At 40.0% G+C, this 19,153-nt stretch carries 19 protein-coding genes and 1 tRNA gene; 5 read left to right on the plus strand and 15 right to left on the minus strand.

All coding sequences use genetic code 11. The features are described from left to right. Positions 1 to 15: 15 nt before the first annotated feature. Positions 16 to 999 (plus strand): glycosyltransferase family 2 protein, encoded by a 984-nt coding sequence (locus ACOQO5_RS02085; RefSeq protein WP_420580019.1) that lies wholly within the window; start codon positions 16 to 18, stop codon positions 997 to 999. A gap of 6 nt (positions 1,000 to 1,005) precedes the next feature. Here ACOQO5_RS02085 and ACOQO5_RS02090 read toward each other — a convergent pair whose 3' ends face one another. From ACOQO5_RS02090 to ACOQO5_RS02125, 8 genes are all read right to left on the minus strand, one after another. Next, positions 1,006 to 1,863 carry a bestrophin family protein gene (locus tag ACOQO5_RS02090; RefSeq protein WP_420580020.1) on the minus strand — a complete coding sequence of 286 codons (858 nt, stop codon included), beginning with the start codon at positions 1,861 to 1,863 and terminating at the stop codon, positions 1,006 to 1,008. A gap of 79 nt (positions 1,864 to 1,942) precedes the next feature. Continuing rightward, the gene (locus tag ACOQO5_RS02095) at positions 1,943 to 2,533 is read right to left on the minus strand and encodes a hypothetical protein (RefSeq protein ID WP_420580021.1); all 591 of its coding nucleotides are present in this window, start codon (positions 2,531 to 2,533) and stop codon (positions 1,943 to 1,945) included. A 124-nt stretch (positions 2,534 to 2,657) separates the two neighbouring features. Next, positions 2,658 to 3,140 carry a hypothetical protein gene (locus ACOQO5_RS02100; protein WP_420580022.1) on the minus strand — a complete coding sequence of 161 codons (483 nt, stop codon included), beginning with the start codon at positions 3,138 to 3,140 and terminating at the stop codon, positions 2,658 to 2,660. 115 nt (positions 3,141 to 3,255) lie between these two features. Then, positions 3,256 to 3,329, minus strand: a tRNA-Pro gene (locus ACOQO5_RS02105). A gap of 134 nt (positions 3,330 to 3,463) precedes the next feature. Beyond that, positions 3,464 to 6,055 carry a TonB-dependent receptor gene (locus ACOQO5_RS02110; RefSeq protein ID WP_420580023.1) on the minus strand — a complete coding sequence of 864 codons (2,592 nt, stop codon included), beginning with the start codon at positions 6,053 to 6,055 and terminating at the stop codon, positions 3,464 to 3,466. 30 nt (positions 6,056 to 6,085) lie between these two features. Next, positions 6,086 to 7,066, minus strand: coding sequence for a FecR family protein (locus ACOQO5_RS02115; RefSeq protein ID WP_420580024.1), 981 nt, complete (start codon positions 7,064 to 7,066; stop codon positions 6,086 to 6,088). Between the two features lie 57 nt (positions 7,067 to 7,123). Then, a complete protein-coding gene (locus tag ACOQO5_RS02120; RefSeq protein WP_420580025.1) occupies positions 7,124 to 7,705 on the minus strand; it encodes an RNA polymerase sigma-70 factor in 582 nt (193 codons plus the stop codon). An 8-nt stretch (positions 7,706 to 7,713) separates the two neighbouring features. Beyond that, positions 7,714 to 8,523 (minus strand): UbiA family prenyltransferase, encoded by an 810-nt coding sequence (locus ACOQO5_RS02125; RefSeq protein ID WP_420580026.1) that lies wholly within the window; start codon positions 8,521 to 8,523, stop codon positions 7,714 to 7,716. Positions 8,524 to 8,685: 162 nt separating this feature from the next. On the opposite strand from ACOQO5_RS02125, the gene ACOQO5_RS02130 reads away from it, so the two are divergent. After that, positions 8,686 to 9,783 (plus strand): type III polyketide synthase, encoded by a 1,098-nt coding sequence (locus ACOQO5_RS02130; protein ID WP_420580027.1) that lies wholly within the window; start codon positions 8,686 to 8,688, stop codon positions 9,781 to 9,783. Between the two features lie 4 nt (positions 9,784 to 9,787). Further along, on the plus strand, positions 9,788 to 10,495 hold the full coding sequence (locus ACOQO5_RS02135) for a methyltransferase domain-containing protein (RefSeq protein ID WP_420580028.1): 708 nt from the start codon (positions 9,788 to 9,790) through the stop codon (positions 10,493 to 10,495). On the opposite strand, the gene ACOQO5_RS02140 is transcribed toward ACOQO5_RS02135, so the two are convergent. From ACOQO5_RS02140 to ACOQO5_RS02170, 7 genes are all read right to left on the minus strand, one after another. After that, positions 10,496 to 11,077 carry a nitroreductase family protein gene (locus ACOQO5_RS02140; RefSeq protein WP_420580029.1) on the minus strand — a complete coding sequence of 194 codons (582 nt, stop codon included), beginning with the start codon at positions 11,075 to 11,077 and terminating at the stop codon, positions 10,496 to 10,498. A gap of 81 nt (positions 11,078 to 11,158) precedes the next feature. Continuing rightward, positions 11,159 to 12,490, minus strand: coding sequence for a peptidoglycan DD-metalloendopeptidase family protein (locus ACOQO5_RS02145; protein ID WP_420580030.1), 1,332 nt, complete (start codon positions 12,488 to 12,490; stop codon positions 11,159 to 11,161). After that, positions 12,474 to 14,465: a thioredoxin family protein gene (locus ACOQO5_RS02150; protein WP_420580031.1), complete on the minus strand. Its 1,992-nt coding sequence runs from the start codon at positions 14,463 to 14,465 to the stop codon at positions 12,474 to 12,476. The genes ACOQO5_RS02145 and ACOQO5_RS02150 overlap by 17 nt, the downstream gene beginning before the upstream one ends. A 60-nt stretch (positions 14,466 to 14,525) precedes the next feature. After that, on the minus strand, positions 14,526 to 15,779 hold the full coding sequence (gene metK / locus ACOQO5_RS02155) for a methionine adenosyltransferase (RefSeq protein WP_420580032.1): 1,254 nt from the start codon (positions 15,777 to 15,779) through the stop codon (positions 14,526 to 14,528). Positions 15,780 to 15,854: 75 nt separating this feature from the next. After that, positions 15,855 to 16,559 carry an SAM-dependent methyltransferase gene (locus tag ACOQO5_RS02160; protein WP_420580033.1) on the minus strand — a complete coding sequence of 235 codons (705 nt, stop codon included), beginning with the start codon at positions 16,557 to 16,559 and terminating at the stop codon, positions 15,855 to 15,857. Beyond that, positions 16,556 to 17,317 (minus strand): alpha/beta fold hydrolase, encoded by a 762-nt coding sequence (locus ACOQO5_RS02165; RefSeq protein WP_420580034.1) that lies wholly within the window; start codon positions 17,315 to 17,317, stop codon positions 16,556 to 16,558. Before ACOQO5_RS02165 ends, ACOQO5_RS02160 begins: the two co-directional genes overlap by 4 nt. Beyond that, on the minus strand, positions 17,318 to 18,031 hold the full coding sequence (locus tag ACOQO5_RS02170; RefSeq protein ID WP_420580035.1) for a pyridoxine 5'-phosphate synthase: 714 nt from the start codon (positions 18,029 to 18,031) through the stop codon (positions 17,318 to 17,320). A gap of 108 nt (positions 18,032 to 18,139) precedes the next feature. Here ACOQO5_RS02170 and ACOQO5_RS02175 point away from each other — a divergent pair, with 108 nt between their 5' ends. Together ACOQO5_RS02175 and ACOQO5_RS02180 are read left to right on the plus strand one after the other, a co-directional pair. Further along, the gene (locus ACOQO5_RS02175; protein ID WP_420580036.1) at positions 18,140 to 18,589 is read left to right on the plus strand and encodes a GatB/YqeY domain-containing protein; all 450 of its coding nucleotides are present in this window, start codon (positions 18,140 to 18,142) and stop codon (positions 18,587 to 18,589) included. A gap of 2 nt (positions 18,590 to 18,591) precedes the next feature. After that, positions 18,592 to 19,131 (plus strand): CvpA family protein, encoded by a 540-nt coding sequence (locus ACOQO5_RS02180; RefSeq protein WP_420580037.1) that lies wholly within the window; start codon positions 18,592 to 18,594, stop codon positions 19,129 to 19,131. The last annotated feature ends 22 nt before the right edge of the window (positions 19,132 to 19,153 follow it).

A 19,153-nucleotide genomic window follows, 5' to 3' on the forward strand; every position in this document is an offset into this window, starting at 1 on the left:
CTTGTATCAATCATAATGGCCACAAAAGACACCGAGCCTTATTTGCCTGCTTGCTTAGATTCCATTCTAGCACAGACCTATTCAAATTGGGAATTAATTGCTGTCAACGATCATTCTTCAGATAAGACGCCCGAAATACTGGAAGCATACACTCAAAAAGATTCTCGCGTTCGCGTATTTCATAGCACAAGACCCAGGCTAATACCAACTCTCCAAGAAGGCTATAAGCACGTGAAAGGAACACTAATCAATCGTATGGACTCTGACGACAAAATGCCCGCAGACAAATTAGAATATTTAGTTAAAGAGTGGCAAAAGCATGGCCAGGGAGTTGTCATTGCAGGAGGGACTGAACACTTCGTAGATGAAGGTGAAGTCGGAGATGGGTTTCTTCGGTATGAAAAATGGCTGAACGATGTAGCCAAAAGAAGTGCACATTACGAAGAGATTTATAAGGAATGTGTCATTCCATCACATAGTTGGTTAGCCCACAAAGATGACTTCGATGCTGTTGGTGCTTTTGATTCTGAGATCTACCCTGAAGATTATGATCTTACTTTCAGGTTTTATAAACACGGTCTGAAAATAGCCGGTATAGATAAAGTATTGCATCACTGGAGAGACCGATCCAATCGCATTTCACGGACATGGGAAGAGTACAAAGACAATAGATATTTTGACTTGAAGGTCAGAAATTTTTATGATCTGGATCGAGACATGTCTAGACCATTGGTCTTATGGGGAGCCGGTCGAAACGGCAAGGACATGGCCAAATTGATACTCAAGTTAGAAGATCAATTTCACTGGGTTTGTGACAATGAAAACAAAATAGGTAAAGATGTGTACGGCATTAAATTGGCTCATTATGAAGCCATTGCATCACTTCACAACCCCCAGCTTATGATTGTTGTGGCCTCACCGGATGGACAAAAAGAAATCAGGAAGCAGTTAAAAAAATGGGGCAAAAAACCAGTCTCTGATTTCTGGTTTTTTGCCTAATGAATCTTAATTCATAATTTCCTTTACGTTCTTCTCGATTTTTCCTGCCAAAATATCAGTTGGCAAATCATTGATATCAGAACCAAACGGATCTTCAATCTCCTCTGCTAACAATTCAATACTCATCAAAATATACAAGATCAATACTACAATGAGAATCGTCCAGTAATGGTAAACAGTGACAAAAGCGAAAGGTAGTGTTGCAATAAACGTGAAGATAAATTTCTTCATGAACATACTATAAGAATATGGAATTGGCGTATTTCTAATTCGCTCACACTTCCCCATGATGTCTGTCAAGGCCACCAGTTGCTCATCCAGCACTCGATATTGTTCTTCATCTATAGTTTTATCTTTCTTCAGAAGATTGGTAATACCTATTAGTCTTTTGGCTATTGCATTTGGTATATGATCAAGATTTTCCATCTTCAATTTTTCTACCATTTCTTTGCCCATTTCTACAGGCACCCCTTCTCTCAAATGTTCCTTCAGTGCCTTTGGATAGGCAGCAATACACTCTGTGATATATTCTCTTTCAGCATGGCTAGTAGGTACCATCACTGAAAATTTGATGGCTAGATTACGAGTATTATTCACCAGTTCTCCCCAAACCTTGCGACCTTCCCACCATCTATCATAGGCCCCATTGGTTCTAAACACAAGGAAGAAACCGAGTACGATACCCAGGATACTATGGACTGATGTGGTACTAATAAAATCGATGTCCAATTCATAAAAAACATACGTGATAAACGATGTGTAAACTGTGACATACATCAACGCAGGCAACAGACGTCTGAAAACATATCGGCTGTAGCTATGAAAGAGTAAGTTGAGCCAACTCTTGGGGTTATATTCTACCATAGACCAAAACTATGAAAAAATGGCTAACTACCACGTGGATACCAGCGTGTCCAGGCAAAATCCGTATTTTTACTGAGCCCTATCTGTCCTTCAATCGACCTCGAAGCACGCTAACATTAGAGTTGAATGGATTTCCAGAAGCTCTTCGGAATGATACAACCTGTCCAACATGCCAGATGGCATCAGCCAACGGTCCATTCAATTGATTCCAGAATGGATACTCTGATTGCCCTCTCGAACTGATAAAAACAATCTTATAGTTCTCTAAATCTTCTGCTGTGCTCTGCTTCAGTATCTCACTGGCCTCCTTGATGTTTTGCAGTGTTTTTGTTCTTTTTTCCTCAAAGGTCATTTCCTCCTCATCCTCTTTAGTGAAGTCTGTAGGTATTTTCTTAGTAGAGTTTACCAATACATTAGTCAAGCCATAAATATGATCTATGGTCTCGGCAGTAGTTCTGGCTTCTGGTGATGGTTTATAGTCCAAGTCTTCAGCTCTCAATCCCACAGTACCCCAATAATATCTAAAACCTAGCCCATCCACCATACGTGCGGCGACGGTTCCTGCATTGTAATTGTCAGGATACGCTGGAATTTTGTAATAATAATCAGTTGAATCTTGTGCAAATGCAGAAAAACTAATGAAGCTAAAGAATAGAATTAAAATTTTCATAGAAATAGTAATTGTTGAAACCTGTCAAACGATTGAGTCATTTGAATGTTATTGTATTTACATGAATGGAGTCGATCAAAATAAGTAACCATTCAAGTCGCTTTCAATTTACAAGTCAATATGATCAAAACTTCATAGCCAATCCAAGACCATTACTATTTACATTCAATCTGAAATCTACTGCCACTTTTTTGTAGCCATTGTTATAATACTTCATGGCCTGATCTGCGTTTTTCTCGAATCCTTTTTTGAAGGGAATAGATAGCAAGGCACAACCAGCACCAATATAAGCTAAATTCCAATTGGGGTTATCAGACCCTCCAATTTGTTCGGTGATTGGCAAAATAATCAAAACACTTGCAGCAGCAGTAAACAATACATCTCCCATGTAGTTGAGAGCAAGTGGTTTCAAATAATCTTCCATATTTGGATCTTCTTTCATGAGATCCAAGAATTGAGCATTAGTCATGGTTATCCCACATTTTTTATAAGCTGTTTGGTTTTTGAAAAGTCCTGTTTTTGTTTTTTCAATTGCATAATCCGTTTGAGAAAAAACATCGAGAGTAAAAAAACCTAAAGCAAAAAGTGTTAGTAATATTATTTTCATAATCGCATTCCTAGATAAAATGTCTTATCGAAAATAATTCAATTTAAGCAATTGGATTTTAGAATGGTGAAAATGAAAAAAAGGCAGCCATTGCTGACTACCTTCATCTTTATAGTCGGAATGACAGGATTTGAACCTGCGACCCCCACGTCCCTAACGTGGTGCGCTACCGGACTGCGCCACATCCCGAATTAATAACAAAACAGGGTATCGAAATGGTGCGCTACCGGACTGCGCCGGGCGACGTTCGCCACATCCCGCTTTATTTGGATGGCAAATTTATAAAATTTTTGAAGTGATAATCAATACAACAATTAAATTGTCTAAAATTCAATGCGGTAGCTAAGCACAGGTATTAATCCAATTTGATCTTCTTGAACGATTTGTTTTAAGCCGTCATCATAGTATTGCTCACCATAATTCATTCGGCTTGTCACATTTTGCAAATCGAGTCGCCATTCAGAAGTCGACTTGGCCCTGTTCTTTCTAAAACTAATTTGTAAATCAAATCTAAAATAATCTGGCGCTCTCTCTTCAAATGCACGATCAAAATCATTTACCTGACGCCCCTGATCAATTGATTCTTCGAGATTGATTGGGATCAGGCGTTTATTTCCAGCATAAGAAACTTTTGCACTTACCCCGAGAATATTGTTTTTCCCATTTTTACCCACTTTCCATTCTTTCCCTCCTAGTCCATGATATGTAAAATTGCCATTGAACCTTGAATCTCGTTCTTTTTTATCACCACCCTTGTATTTGGATTCAAAAATAGATCCATTAACCATGAAGTAGTAATTGCGAGAAAATCGCTTGTCCAAAGTCATCTCGATGCCATAATTTTCACCTGTGCCTTCATTGACTAAAGGAATTGTAGAGTAATCATCAGAAGAATTGATAGAAGAGTACCATCCGAAATTGGGATTATTTGAAATCGGAATATTGTAAAGGTATTGATAGTAGATTTCAGTCTTGAAGTATAAACTTGACCCCAGAACTCGGTCATAACCTAATACAAAATGGTTGGCCTTGGACATACCAAGATTAGGGTTGTTGTCTATGGTAGACCCATCATCATTAATATGATTGCCTAGGTAATATTCTAAAGATTCTAATCTGCTATGTATGCCAAAACCTGCAGTTATGGATTGGTTTTCTTTAAACTGCCATTTAAGACTGGAACGAGGTTCCCATGAATCTTCACCGGTAAAACTAAATCTGAAATAATGAAGACCATTGACCAAGCTCAACTTTTCAGTAATTCTATACTTCCAAGACACAAAAGCTTGCTGAGTGCCTGATGCCCCCTCATCATTGAATAAAACCAAATCTACAAATGGGTCGGCATTATTGATGTTATGCTCTCTTTCTACGAAGTCATAGTCCAACCTACTAATTACTGTTCCTACTTCTAAAATATGACGGGAATTAAACTTTTTATTCAAGATGATTGACCCTCTAGTATAACTCTTTTTGAATGACTCCAAATTGTTATAATCTACATTGATGGTATCCTGTTGGTATCTCACAAATTCGTCATTCCCAACTTCAGTCCCTGATATAGAAATGTTGGTCTTTAAAAAAGTACTGCTATTTAAAATCAAATCGTTGGAAACTCCTATCACTCCCATATTGTACTTTTCTATGTCTTCTCTAAAGCCTTCTCCAGTCCTCGAATATTTACTCAATCCTCCCATACCAAAAACTGAAAATGTGCCTGCTTTTTTAGTCGGGAAGTTCAACTTAAAAGCTAAATCTTGGAAAGTGTTTTTTTCATTTTCATCTATTTCTACAACACCCAAATCACTGAGTATCGCAAGTGTAGAATACCTATAGTTGAACAAATAAGAACTTCCTGACGACTTGCTTATTGGTCCTTCGGAAGAAAGGTCAATCCCTAATAATCCTGCCTGTATTGTGTGTTCATGTTTTTCATTATTCCCTTTTCTCAAATTGATATCGAAGACACCAGATAGCACATTTCCATAAATGGGTGCAAATGCTCCGGTGTAAAAATCTGATCTCGAAATTACCTGAGTGCTGAACATACTAATCCCTCCAGATGAAGCCCCTTCACTAGAAAAATGATTGGGATTAGGAATTTCTACGCCTTCCATCTTCCAAAGAATACCTCGAGGACTATTTCCTCTAATCACAATTTCATTGGAGTCATCATCGGTACCCATCACTCCAGCAAATGAAGATGCTAGACGCATCGGATCACCAATGCTTATTGGATACCTTTTGGTTTCTTCCACGGTAAAAGATCGGCCACTGATCATACCCATTTCATTAAGAGGTTGAGAACCTATTCCTGTTGCACTTACTACGACCTCCTCCATTTTTATCACAGACTCGACAAGCTCCACATCTAGAATCAATTCTTTACCAGAGCCTAAAAGTACGTTGGGAATGGCTCCTTCTTCATAGCCCAGATAAGCGTAGTGCAACGTCATTCTGCCTACTGGTACATCATCCAATCGGTAATTACCATTCATATCGGTAGTAGCACCGATCAAAGGGTCGGAACCTACCACAAATACCGTAGCTCCAAAAATGGGTAACTTGGTGTCCTTGTCGAGAATGGTTCCTCGAATCGTTTGGGTTAATTCATTGTACTTCAAAACGATGTTCCGATTGACCACCTCATAAGTAACAGGTAAGTACTTGAGCGACTCATCGAGTGCAGCCCAAAGGGATATATTTTGTTCTTTGAGAGTCACCTTTTCATCCATTGGTATAGCACTTGAACTATAGGAAAAAGTGTAATCTGACTGCTCTTCAAAATAGGTAAGAACCTTTTCGAGTGGAAGTTCATGAAAGAAAGTATTAATCATGATATCTGGTTTTTCTTGAGCCAAGATATTATCCATCGAATGCAGATATAGTACGGCCAAAAAATAATATTTGTACATGGTTTTAGGCTTTGAGTTTTGAGTAATTGACTATTGTGCTGGAGAGCAACCCTCTCCTTGAATGGTATAGCCATTTTTATTTTCGGTATGAGTGGTACCAGTAGTAATGGCTATTACTTTCAATATTTCTTCTAGTTTAGGTTTCTTGAATTCACCTGTAAATCGGCAGTTTTTTATGTTGTCATTGGCTATGAATATTTCAACTTCGAAATAGTCCTGAAGATCAGCAAACACTTGATGAAGAGGAGAGTCTTTAAACACCAATGCGTTTGAATGCCAAGCCAACGCATTGTCCTGATTTGTTTCAAGTGCCAACAGATCGAGTGATTTATCAAAATTCGCCGCCATACCATGAGTAAGAATGAGCTCAGCTTCATTGGCTGCAAAAGAAACTTTTCCGCTTATCACATATATCTCTACTTTGGGTTCTTCTTCGACTGCTCGAATATTGAAAGAGGTACCCAATACTTGGGTTCTGGCTCCTTCGGCATGAATGATAAAAGGCTTCGACTCATCCCTGGAGATTTCAAAAAATGCTTCTCCTTTTAAAGAAACATTCCGTTCCTTAGCATTAAAATCAGAAGCCACAGTCAGCAACGTAGATTCATTAAGTTTGATTCGACTGCTATCCGGCAGTACCACCCATTTGGTCTCTCCTTCAAAGGTTGCATAATGATAAGGCTCTGTTTTCCCGAACTCCCGAATCAAGAACCCCAGACCGATAGTAAGGAGCACCATCGCTGCTAAGCGAGTGGCGAAATGAATCCAACGAACTGTGATAGGTTTATGATCAAATTTCAGTTCAGAAAACTTTTCCCAAGCCAATTGAGGATTCGCTTCGTATCTAAGTTTGAGCTTGCCACTTGTTTCCCATTGTTTTTCAAATGCATGATAAGCTTCTTTCCTCTCCGGGTCTTTTTCTAAATCAATAGAAAACTTTGATTCTTGTTCAGGAGAAAGGGCTCCGCTTAACTTTTGAGCACAGCGGTCGAAAAATTTCTGATCGTTCATGTTTTTGCCTTTGGGGTTCGGTATTAAGACGTCCCAAATTCTAAAACACGTAAAAACTTAAAAAAATAATTCTGAACTTTTATCTAGCCATTGGGTCCAAATCAAAAGGCCCCAGCCTAAAAATTCAATAAAATAGTGTCGCAGATCTGTTCTGAAACTTTTAAGGGCATTAGAAATTTGTGTTTCTACCGTTCGAATAGACACATCAAGATGTTCGGCTATCTCTGGGTTGGTCAAACCTTCAAATCGACTTAATGAAAAAACTAATCTGCATTTAGGGCTCAGTTGTGATACGGCTTGTTCTATAGCTTTGCGCATACCATCTTGCTCAGCATTTGTATCAACCAAACCTTCTTCAAACTCCAGCGGAATAAACTCTTCTCCGAGATGGTCTCCTTTTTTGACAGCATCCAGGGCTCCGTTCCTTGCCATCTGCATGATGTAAGCTTTAGGATTGTTAAGTTGATCAAGTTGCTCTCGCTTATCCCAAAGTTTGAGAAACACATTCTGAACCACATCTTCAGCAGCATCCTGTTGCTTTAGCACATATATGGCCGTACGTAGCGCAGTTTCATAAAACTCAAAATATAAGTCTTTAAAGTTTTGGTCCAGATTGTTTTGATTGGGTATGGCAGACATTGAGTCCATTAAATATACAAGGCAAAAATCAAGAAAAACAGATTCAACATCAAAGCGGATACAAAGTTTAATCGCATCGTATGTCTAAAATCTGCCTTGCTCACATCATTTCGCACTTTTAAAAACCAATAAAAAAAATATCCTACTAAGGGAAACATCAAAATGATGAACAAATGACTTATTTGAATCGAGTAAGCTTCTTTGAAGTAATAAATAAAACCCAAAGTCGATACGAAGAAAAAAGCACCCGTAAAATAGAATGTTCCCAATACACCTAGTTTCAGGCTCATCGTAATATCTCCTCGTTTTTCATCTTCAGTATGTTGATAGATCTGAGTCATAGGATAACTCCCTAGTAGTAACAATGAACTCAATAGGGCTGGTAGTTGCCACTGCCAATCAAATAAATTGAAAGTAACGGATGAAACACCATGAACTGTCATAATTAAGATGAAATAACCCTGAAAAATACCCACTGCCAACCAACCCGTTATGGCTCGTTTTTTCAATCTTACTGCAGGATGACTATAAGCTTTGGATGCTAATCCATATACCAAGAGCATCAAACTAAACTTCCAATCAATCATTAACCCAAGTCCAAGCGCCAGCAGGTCAAGAGACAAGGACCAGTAGTATAAATTCTTTGTCGCTTCAGGTGGGTGTTCAAGTCCGCCAATACTTCCCTCATCTTGATCAAAATAAGAATTGTAGCCATTACTAGCCGGATACAACAAAAAATGAAGAATAAAAAAGACCAAAGAGACTCTAACCCAATCTTCAGGCTGAGCTACAGCTACACCAAAAAGATATACCGGCATAAGAAAAAAAGAAAAAGGAAAACGTAAATGTAAAAATGTGGATTTGGTCATTGTATGCCTTTTAGGAACAATTTATTAAATGATCGTCTAATCTGTTTCTCAATCTACCTTTTTAATATTTTGTTCGAATCCCAAAATTTTCACTATTTTCCACTTTAGAAAATGGGTGCATACATCACAGCTATAGGAACAGCCAATCCGGCCAATCGCTACTCTCAAGAGGATCTGGCGCAGTTTATGTGCAATCATCTCGTTACAGATCCCATTGAACAAAAAAAAATTAAGGTACTTTATCGTGCTACAGGAATACAGCATAGATATTCCGTATTGGATGATTATAAAAAGAGCCTAGGCACATTCAGTTTTTATCCCAATGATGAAACCTTCGACCAATTTCCAAGCACACAAAAGCGAATGAATGTCTATCGACAAGAAGCTCTGAAGTTGGCCATATCTGCTATCACAGACTGTTTGGGAAACGATCACCCTTTCTCAGAATTCACCCACCTGATTACAGTGAGTTGCACAGGAATGTATGCCCCTGGTCTGGATGTTGATTTAATCAAAGCACTCAACCTGACCACAGATATTAGAAGAAATAGTCTCAACTTTATGGGCTGCTATGCCGCCATGAATGCCATAAATCTCTCTAAAGAAATTTGTGACAACAACTCCAATGCAAAAGTTCTTATTGCGAGTGTGGAACTGTGCAGTTTGCATTTGCAGAAAGAACAGACCGAGGATAATCTGCTCGCTCATTCTCTATTTGCTGATGGTGCCGCTGCTGTTGTTGTGTCAGGTCAGCATAGGCAGAATGAACAGGCACTTGAGGTCATAAGTTCATCCAGTCAACTTTTTATAAGTGGTCAAAATGATATGGCCTGGCAAATTGGAGACTTTGGTTTTGAAATGGCATTGACTTCATATGTGCCTGAAATAATAGAAGGAGGAATCAATCAATTGACAACAGAACTTCTGGCAAAGAACAATTTATCTCTTAGCGAAATAAATGGCTATGCTATCCATCCTGGAGGCAAAAAGATCCTGGAATCAATAGAAAATCAATTAGGCATTACCAAAGCACAGAACCATGCCTCCTATGAAGTATTGAAAAATTATGGGAATATGTCCTCTCCTACTGTGCTATTTGTTCTCAAACAAGTATGGTCCCAAATGAAAAATCAGACGCATAAAAAAATATTGTCTTTTGCCTTTGGTCCCGGGCTTACATTGGAAAGTCTTTTGTTCAAAACCGTCTAGACTGATGTTAGATTTTCTCAAACGACGTTCTTACAAAGAGGAAATCATGGATGACTTTCTTTGCCAGGGAGAAGTCGTTAATCAAACGCTTAAAGAGCTCAATAAAATCAACACCTATTTGGGCGGTGATCAGCTTTCGCTGAATAGTGTGATAAAATTGATGCAAAAAACTCCCCAACAGATTTTCGAAATTGTCGATCTAGGATGTGGAGGGGGAGACACACTAAAGTTGTTCTCTCAATGGGGCAGCAAACATAATCAGGACTTGAAGTTGACAGGTATAGATGCCAACGAATACATTGTGGAATATGCTGAAAGAAACTGTCAAAAAATTCTCAATATTTCGTTTGCCTCTGAAGACGTTCTAGGAGAAAAATTTAGAGCAAGGAGATTTGACATTGCCCATGCTAGTCTCTTTTTCCATCACTTACAAGAAAGTGAAATTGTAGAGTTACTCAAACAGTTAATTGCCCAAGTGCGAGTTGGCATCGTGATCAATGACCTTCATCGTCATTGGCTATCCTACCTGTTCACCAAGTACCTAATCACCAACTGGTCGAAATCTGAAATGGTCAAATATGACTCGGTGCTATCTGTTGAGCGCTCTTTTACCCGACCCGAACTTGAAAAATATTTGCGACTGGCCGGTATCGAAAACTACAGCCTCTCTTGGCGGTGGGCCTATCGCTGGGAATTGATTATTTGGAAGTAGTTATTTCTTCACCCACTTCACCTTCTTATCTATGGATTTTCGCTTCCCTTTTGGCCACTTGGCTTTCTTAGGCATCCCAATGTACAAAAAGCCCATTAATAGGTCTTTTTCTCCTAAATCAAAATAGGCATTCGCTTCCTTATTGTATGTCACTCCTCCTGTGCTCCAGTAACAACCAACGCCATGTGCTGTAGCGGTGAGGTGCATATTTTGCACAGCGGCAGCCACGGCAGCTATTTCCTCCATTTTTGGAATGGATTTGTTTCTCTTCATCCCAATCGATATAATGTGTGAACACATCAATGGCTTGGATTTTAGTTTTTTGACTTTGTCTTTATCTGACTTTTTGCCCGCAGACTTCAAGTACAAATCCGCCTGAAAATCAGCAAATACTTCGATGCCTTCATCGCAAAAAACAGTGAATCTCCATGGCTCGGTCATCTTGTGGGTTGGTGCCCAATTGGCGCTTTCTAGCATCTCAGATATTACCTCATCCGGCACACGTTCGCCTGAATAGTTTTTAGGAAAAATCGATCTGCGGTTTTTTATCAGATCAGATATTTGTGCTGTATCGTAATTCATGTTTGAATGGTTAATCGTTATTGATTAATAAGTTAATAGGGTCAATCAGTACTAGTCACTCAATAACTGATAACCAATAACTTACCTGACAATGCTGGCGTAAACCACGCTATCCGCTTGCTCAATAGGTATCTCCATAAGATCCAAGCGCTGTTGCCAAACGAGCCTGACTGAATCAAAGGTAGCCATGTTTTCGGGCAAAATGGGCTCTGAAGGAGGTAGGTCTACTTTGAGCGCATCCACTTGTACGCCATTTTTCCAGAATCTATAGCAAAGGTGCGGGCCACTTGCTAAACCCGTAGATCCCACAAATCCAATGGTTTGACCTCGTTTTACTTTTTTGCCATTTCTAATGCCACTAGCAATTTTGGACATATGGAGATATTGAGTAGCTATGTTGCCATTATGCTGTATTTTCACAAAGTTACCATTGAATCGGTTGTACTTAGCCGCTATAATTTTTCCATCGGCTACTGCTCGGATCGGCGTGCCTACTGGTGCGGCATAATCAGTCCCCAAATGCGCTTTGTATCTCTTTTGCACTGGATGGTATCTTCGCCCTGTATATCTCGAGCTAATTCGAGTAAAACTCAAAGGCGCCTTTAAAAATTCACGTCTAAGACTCTGTCCCTTTTCGTCAAAATAATCTTTTCCAATGCTATCTTGCTCAAATTGGAAACCATAAAAAGACTCCCCAATATGCTCGAAATAGGCCGCTTTGATATCTCCAATACCAACCAACTCTTCATCTACATACTGTTCCTCGTAGATCAGTTTATAATTGTCTCCCTTTTGAATGCCAAAGAAGTCTACCTGCCAGGCAAATACGTCGACCAGCTTGTTGACCAAATCAGCATTTCCACCAGACTCCAGCATATCGACATATAGCGAGGTGTTGATTTCTCCGACCATTTCTGTTTCCTTCAGCTCAATTTGTTTACTGGCCTGATACATCTGCACTGAGTCCTGAAAATCGATCACTACATAATCTATGGGGTTGGGTCTATAAATAAAGTGTGTGGCTTCTTTTAGACTATCTCCTTTGTACAACATAGAATACGGCTTGCCAGAAACAAATTTCCTGACATCAAAAACCTTCTTCGAGTCTTTAGCCACCTTATGAATTTTTTCATAAGGCACATTAAATGGTTTGAGAATGTCTGCCAGATTTTGATTTCGTCGGATCTTTCCCTCCTCCACTTGAAGAGAATCGATGACTATACCGAAATATTTTTTAGGAATATAGGCCTGAATTGTATCTTCGACTACTGGCACCTCTACCAGCTCCTCTGCTGGTACAGGCTCATACAAAAAGGCGAAATAAATAGTGACGGGTACAATCCCTGCCAACAACAACACGCTCCAACTCCACTTCTTCAAAAACTGCATATTATTCTTACTGTCTTTTCTCAAATTCCGCTTTGGCTTCATCCAAAAACGCCACAAAATTAGCAATTTCTAAGTCATAAGCCTTAATCGGAGGAATTAGCTCCCCCTCAGTATCGAGAATGACATAGTAAGGCTGAGCGTTATTATTGAATTGAGTAATTTGAAAATCGGCGTTTTGTTTACCAATAGATTTTTTGATTTTGCCGTCGTAAGTGGATTCGTACCAGTCTGATTCTTGTAGTTCAGTTTTGTCATCCACGTAAAGGGCGACTACTACAAAATCTTCTTTCAGCCTTTTTAATACTTGAGGGTCGGACCACACACGAGCTTCCATTTCGCGACAGTTCACACAACCATGCCCGGTAAAATCGATGAACAACGGCTTATTCTGTTCTTTGGCACAAGCCAATGCCTGATCATAGTCAAAGTAGCCCTGTATGCCATGTGGCAAATGCAGAAAGTCTGCATATTTGGGTAGCTCACAGATGGTGCTTTCTTCGTTTCCTGAAACGCTACTGGAAATAGTCAAATCAAAATCTAAAGTAGTCTGGGGAGGTAAATAACCCGAAAGTGCTTTTAAGGGAGCACCAAACATCCCTGGAATCAAATACACTACAAATGAAAATGTGATGATGGCAAGCATCAATCCACCTACTGATGTTTTTTCTGTTTTACTGTCGTTAGGCAATTCGATTTTACCCAACAAGTAGAATCCCATAAGTGTGAATATCACAATCCAAATCGCCAGATAAACTTCTCTATCTAGGATGTTCCAATGATAAGCTTGATCGGCAATACTCAAAAATTTGAAGGCAAAGGCCAATTCTAAAAAGCCAAGTACCACTTTTACACTGTTGAGCCAGCCACCAGACTTAGGCATATTGTTCATCAGGCTGGGAAACAATGCAAATACTGTAAACGGCAAAGCAAAAGCCAGTGAAAAGGCGAACATGCCTAGAATCGGCTTTAATATCAATCCACCAGCAGACTCCACTAGAATCGTCCCCACCAATGGGCCTGTACATGAGAAAGATACGAGAACCAAAGTAAAGGCCATAAAGAAGACCCCAATCCAGCCGCCTTTGTCGGCTTGCTTATCTACATTGTTGACGAATTTGCTGGGCAAGGTGATTTCAAATAGTCCTAAGAAGGAAAGTGCAAAAATCACAAAGACCGCAAAAAAGATGACATTTGGCACCCAGTTCGTCGCCAGCTCGTTGGCCGTCTCGGGTCCCATAAATGGCGCCAGTAGAGATCCGATCAAAGTATAAATGATAATGATGGACAAGCCGTAAAGTACACCCAGTCCCTTTTTCTTACCTGTGAAAAAGCTCACCGTCATGGGTATCATAGGAAACACACAAGGTGTAAATATGGCCGCCACACCAGCCAAAAATGCCGCAATCATAAATGCCCACAAGCTATAGGGATCACTGACATCTCGCTGATCTAGTACATCAGCTTTTTCTACTTCACGGGTAGTAGAAGTCTGTTCTTTGGACTGAGTTTCTTCTGTAGTAGGTTTCTTGGCATTAGAGCCTGTCAGTTCCCCAAAGCTAAATTCATCGTCGAAGGGAATACACTTGCCATCTACATCGGTACATACCTGGTAGGCATACGAGCCTTTGATCTCGGGATTTTCCGAAAGAATTTTTACTCTAGCGACGAATTTAGCCGTATGGCGAAAGTAGGTGTACTCACCTTCCCACAGTTCATCATATTTTTTCTTTGCACCGATCGGTGCCAGCGAATCCACAATTTCATAGCTCGAATGAGGAATAAACTCGAACTCAGTAACCATAGGGCCAAGATCAGGATCAAAGTCTGTGGAATAGAGATACCAGTCGTCATCTATCTTCACATTGAAGATCAAATCTACTTCGTCACCCATCTGTGCAGCAGGGTTAGAAACTTCGATCGACCAAGTGGCTGGCTTTAGGATTTGTGCCCAGGCCTGGACATTCAGGAGTATAAAAAAAATTGCGATTACCTTTTTCATTCTTATCAATTATAAGTCAAATGTAGTAATCGCAATTTATAGCAAAAAAGTTCGGAAAAATTATAATCCGAACGACTGCTTCACTTGATCCACGTAATCCAATTTTTCCCAAGTGAAGGTTTCAACTTCTTGCGTCACGTCCTCGGCTGCCGGGCTAGAGAAAGTCACTTTCTTGATTTCTGGCGTACGTCCCATATGACCATAGGCTGCAGTTTCAGAGTAGATAGGATTCATCAACTTCAATCTTTTGATCAAGGCAGCTGGTCGCATATCAAAAATCTCCGAAATTTTGTTGGCGATTTCGCCGTCATTCAAATTAACCTTAGCTGTTCCATAGGTATTCACAAAAATTCCCATCGGTTCGGTAACGCCAATAGCGTACGATACTTGCACCAATATTTCGTCGGCTACTCCTGCTGCTACCAAATTCTTGGCAATGTGTCTTGTCGCATAGGCCGCCGATCTATCTACCTTAGAAGGATCCTTGCCCGAAAATGCACCACCACCATGAGCACCTTTTCCACCGTATGTATCCACAATGATTTTTCTTCCTGTCAATCCAGTATCACCGTGAGGTCCTCCGATTACAAATTTTCCAGTTGGGTTGATGTGGTATTTGATATCGTCATTGAATAAAGCTTGAAGCTCAGGCTTCAATTTAGCCACTACTCTTGGTACCAATATTTTAACAATGTCTTCCTTGATTTTAGCAAGCATCGCAGACTCTTCATCAAAATCATCATGCTGAGTAGAGACCACAATGGCATCTATTCTAATTGGGTTATTGTTGTCGTCATACTCAATAGTGACCTGAGACTTCGCATCTGGTCTCAAATAATTGATGGCGTCATTTTCTCTTCTCAAAGAGGCCAATTCGATCAACAGCATGTGAGAAAGTTGCAATGCCAACGGCATATAATTTTCTGTTTCGTTGGTCGCGTAGCCAAACATCATACCCTGATCTCCGGCACCTTGCTCTTCTTCGCTGGCTCTTTCCACTCCCTGATTGATGTCAGGAGACTGCTCGTGAATCGCAGAAATTACCCCACAAGAATTTCCATCAAATTGATATTCGCCTTTAGTATAACCAATTCTATTGATCACTTCTCGCGCCACAGTTTGAACATCAATATAAGATTCAGTTTTTACCTCTCCACTCAGCACGGTCAAACCTGTAGTCACCAAAGTCTCACAAGCCACTTTGGACTGGTTGTCGAATGCAAGAAAATGGTCTAAAAGCGCATCTGAAATTTGATCTGCTACTTTATCAGGGTGTCCTTCGGATACAGATTCCGATGTAAATAAATATGGCATATTCTATATGGTTTCTAATTTTAAGTCGGCAAATTTAGGCTAAATGATTTGTTTCTAAAAACAAGTCTCACTTGCTCACGCATAAAGCGAAAAAATAGTTGGCGTTTTATGTAGATTAATTTTTTCACGTTTCCATTCGCTAATGGATTTGGTCGCAATAAACTCCTCATCGCCAGTAATACCTTTGGCTACAGAAAGTAGGGAATTCGGGTGGCAGGCTTTGAGCAGATGCTCAAACAATTTTTGATTTCTATAGGGCGTATCCATGAAGATTTGCGTCTGCCGTAATCTAATTGCAGCATCCTCCATGGCTTTAATTTTCTTCTCCCGATCTTTTTTATCGATCGGCACATAGCCATGAAAAACAAATGACTGGCCATTAAAACCAGAACCCATCAACGCCATAAAAATAGACGAAGGGCCACTGAGAGGCACTACTCTGAGGCCTTGTCTGTGTGCAACAGAAGCAGCAACGGCTCCAGGATCAGCAATACCCGGACATCCTGATTCAGAAAGTATCCCTATATTTTTTTCACCAGCTTTTGCGAAATAGGCCTCTACTTGCTCGGGTTTTGTTTTACGGTCGAGCACATCAAACTCCAGGCTTTCAATAGTCAAGCCTAAGCGCAATTTACTGATGTATCTACGGGCAGTTCTTACATTTTCTACTAAAAAATAGTCCAGTGACTTGATGACATGTTTTACCTGATCGCTAATTACCTCTTGCTCGGTGTTTTCAGCAATCACCATTGGAATCATATAGATTTTTCTATCACTCATGTCAGAAAGTTAGTCACTAGCTCGTAGAACTTGTCTGGATTTTCAGCATGAAGCCAATGGCCAGTGTTGTCGATGGTCTCCAGTTCAGCATGAGTAAAAATTTCTTTGACCTCCTCCCAGTCCTCATCAGCAATATAATCTGAACTCCCTCCTCTAATGAATAAGGCATCTGTTTCGATGGGAAGGTGATAACTGAGTTCTTTGCCCACCTCATTGATTTTGTCACAGAGTACCGGTAAGTTCATTTTCCAATCAAAACCATCTGAAGTTCTTTTAAGGTTTTTCAAAAGAAAAACTCTCGTGCTTTCAATGTCCACATATCCGGACAATACTTCGTCAGCCTCCTGGCGAGACGCTAATGTATCAACTGGAATGGCATTAAGTCCTTCTAAAATCCTATCGTGATGAACTGGGTAGCCCTTTGGGCCAATATCAGCAACAATGAGTTTGTCAATTTTTTGAGGATGAAAAGCAGCATATTGCATGACTGTTTTTCCACCCATAGAATGGCCTAGCAGAATCGGATTATCTAATTCAAGCGCATCGATCAGGTTTTCCAAATCAGTCACCATTCCTTCATATCCAAACTCATTAGAATGAAATGACTTTCCATGATTTCTTTGGTCCACTAAGATCACATCGTAGTGTTCTGAGAACCTTTTACCCAGGGTTAACCAATTGTCCAACGAACCTAAAAAACCATGAAGAATAATTAGCGGCTGCCCCTGGCCAAACCTCTTGTAGTTCAATAATTCCATCTATTCCAATTCCCTTCTGTATAGTTCAATTGTGTTCTCCAAGCCATAATATAAAGCATCGCAGACCAACGCATGACCAATAGACACTTCATTCATAAAGGGTATTTGCTCCTTCAAAAACTTAAGATTTGCCAAGTCCAAATCATGCCCCGCATTCACCCCAAGTCCTAGATCTTTAGCCAAACGTGCAGTATTAGCATAGGATCGAACAGCACCTTCCTTATCTTTCAAGTAGCCGGTGGCATAGGATTCTGTATAAAGTTCAATTCTATCTGTTCCGACTTTAGCAGCTCCTTCAATTCGTTCGGGTATGGGATCAATAAAGATAGAACTTCGAACACCCGCAGCTTTGATCCGATCAACTACTCCCTTTAAAAAAGAAGCATGAGAAAGCGTATCCCAACCAGCGTTAGAAGTTAATACTTCCGGTGGATCCGGCACTAAAGTGGCCTGCGCTGGTTTTACTTCTTCAATTATTCTCAAAAATCGTTCATCTGGGTATCCCTCAATATTGAACTCCGTGGTGACTACTTCACTCAATTGATAAACATCTTCTGAAGTAATGTGCCTTTGATCGGGCCTTGGATGAATAGTAATGCCCTGCGCTCCAAATTTTTCGCAGTCTTTGGCTACTTTCACCAAATCAGGATTGTTGCCACCACGTGCATTTCTGATGGTAGCAAATTTATTTACGTTTACGCTAAGTTTTGTCATACTAGATATACGAGCCTTTTGTATCTTAGGCGACGAATTGGGTTAGAATTCTTTCTGATTAAATTTGCCGCAAAAATAATCAAATCATCGATTAAGAAAACCAGAATTATGAGCTTGAAAGATCAAATAAATGCAGATATAAAAGCCGCCATGTTGGCTAAGGAAAAGGAAAAACTGACCGCTTTGCGAGCTATTAAGTCCATGATCCTTTTGGCAGAAACAGAAAAAGGTGCAGCAGAGGACATCTCTGAAGATGCCGAGGTGAAGCTATTGATGAAGGCCGCCAAGCAAAGGAAGGATTCTGCTGACTTATTCAGAGAACAAGGTAGAGATGATTTGGCCGACAAAGAGCAAGGAGAATTGGATATCATCAGTCAATATTTGCCTAAGCAGCTCGGAGAAGAGGAACTGAAAGCAGAATTGCAAAAGGTGATTGATCAAGTAGGCGCCTCTGGACCACAAGATATGGGCAAAGTAATGGGCATGGCGACGAAAGCCTTAGCTGGTAAAGCAGATGGCAAGACGATTTCTGCTATGGTAAAAACCCTATTAACTTAAGAGTGAATACGATAGATATAATCATTTTGGTATTCCTCCTTATTGGCGCCTATACTGGCTTCCGTAGAGGAATGCTGATGGAGATTATTTCGTTGGTGGCTTTTTTTGCTGCCATACTCGCAGGTATCAAACTATTGGACTGGGGTATTTCTATCCTATCTGAATATATTGAAGGGTACGATTCTTTGCTTCCAATCATTGCTTTTACCGTCATTTTCATCGGTATTATCGTACTACTCAATGTTATTGGGAAGACGGTGAAGAAGATAATCGACATGACGTTACTTGGAAGTCTGGATGACATCATTGGCAGTTTGATGGGCATCGTGAAATGGGCATTGTTTATTAGTATCTTCTTTTGGATATTTGAGTCTTTTGGAGGAAAAATAAGTGAATCCACAAGTGAGAGCAGTATGCTGTACGAACCGGTAGTCTCTTTTGCTCCAGGGCTGTTCAACCTTTTTTCAGGCCTGTTTCCCTACTTTATGGACTTTTTCGAACAATCGAAAGAAATGGTAAATCAGCAGGAACTTAACGTTTGATTCACAAGAAATTAATATATTA

The organism is Reichenbachiella sp., assembly GCF_965223055.1.
Taxonomy (GTDB): Bacteria; Bacteroidota; Bacteroidia; order Cytophagales; family Cyclobacteriaceae; genus Reichenbachiella.

Bases quoted from the DNA above. Each gene is read 5' to 3' on its own strand.
- ACOQO5_RS02085 (WP_420580019.1), top strand. From the start codon at position 16: ATGGCCACAAAAGACACCGAGCCTTATTTGCCTGCTTGCTTAGATTCC.
- ACOQO5_RS02090 (WP_420580020.1), bottom strand. From the start codon at position 1,863: ATGGTAGAATATAACCCCAAGAGTTGGCTCAACTTACTCTTTCATAGC.
- ACOQO5_RS02095 (WP_420580021.1), bottom strand. From the start codon at position 2,533: ATGAAAATTTTAATTCTATTCTTTAGCTTCATTAGTTTTTCTGCATTT.
- ACOQO5_RS02100 (WP_420580022.1), bottom strand. From the start codon at position 3,140: ATGAAAATAATATTACTAACACTTTTTGCTTTAGGTTTTTTTACTCTC.
- ACOQO5_RS02110 (WP_420580023.1), bottom strand. From the start codon at position 6,055: ATGTACAAATATTATTTTTTGGCCGTACTATATCTGCATTCGATGGAT.
- ACOQO5_RS02115 (WP_420580024.1), bottom strand. From the start codon at position 7,066: ATGAACGATCAGAAATTTTTCGACCGCTGTGCTCAAAAGTTAAGCGGA.
- ACOQO5_RS02120 (WP_420580025.1), bottom strand. From the start codon at position 7,705: ATGTCTGCCATACCCAATCAAAACAATCTGGACCAAAACTTTAAAGAC.
- ACOQO5_RS02125 (WP_420580026.1), bottom strand. From the start codon at position 8,523: ATGCCGGTATATCTTTTTGGTGTAGCTGTAGCTCAGCCTGAAGATTGG.
- ACOQO5_RS02130 (WP_420580027.1), top strand. From the start codon at position 8,686: ATGGGTGCATACATCACAGCTATAGGAACAGCCAATCCGGCCAATCGC.
- ACOQO5_RS02135 (WP_420580028.1), top strand. From the start codon at position 9,788: ATGTTAGATTTTCTCAAACGACGTTCTTACAAAGAGGAAATCATGGAT.
- ACOQO5_RS02140 (WP_420580029.1), bottom strand. From the start codon at position 11,077: ATGAATTACGATACAGCACAAATATCTGATCTGATAAAAAACCGCAGA.
- ACOQO5_RS02150 (WP_420580031.1), bottom strand. From the start codon at position 14,465: ATGAAAAAGGTAATCGCAATTTTTTTTATACTCCTGAATGTCCAGGCC.
- metK (WP_420580032.1), bottom strand. From the start codon at position 15,779: ATGCCATATTTATTTACATCGGAATCTGTATCCGAAGGACACCCTGAT.
- ACOQO5_RS02160 (WP_420580033.1), bottom strand. From the start codon at position 16,559: ATGAGTGATAGAAAAATCTATATGATTCCAATGGTGATTGCTGAAAAC.
- ACOQO5_RS02165 (WP_420580034.1), bottom strand. From the start codon at position 17,317: ATGGAATTATTGAACTACAAGAGGTTTGGCCAGGGGCAGCCGCTAATT.
- ACOQO5_RS02170 (WP_420580035.1), bottom strand. From the start codon at position 18,031: ATGACAAAACTTAGCGTAAACGTAAATAAATTTGCTACCATCAGAAAT.
- ACOQO5_RS02175 (WP_420580036.1), top strand. From the start codon at position 18,140: ATGAGCTTGAAAGATCAAATAAATGCAGATATAAAAGCCGCCATGTTG.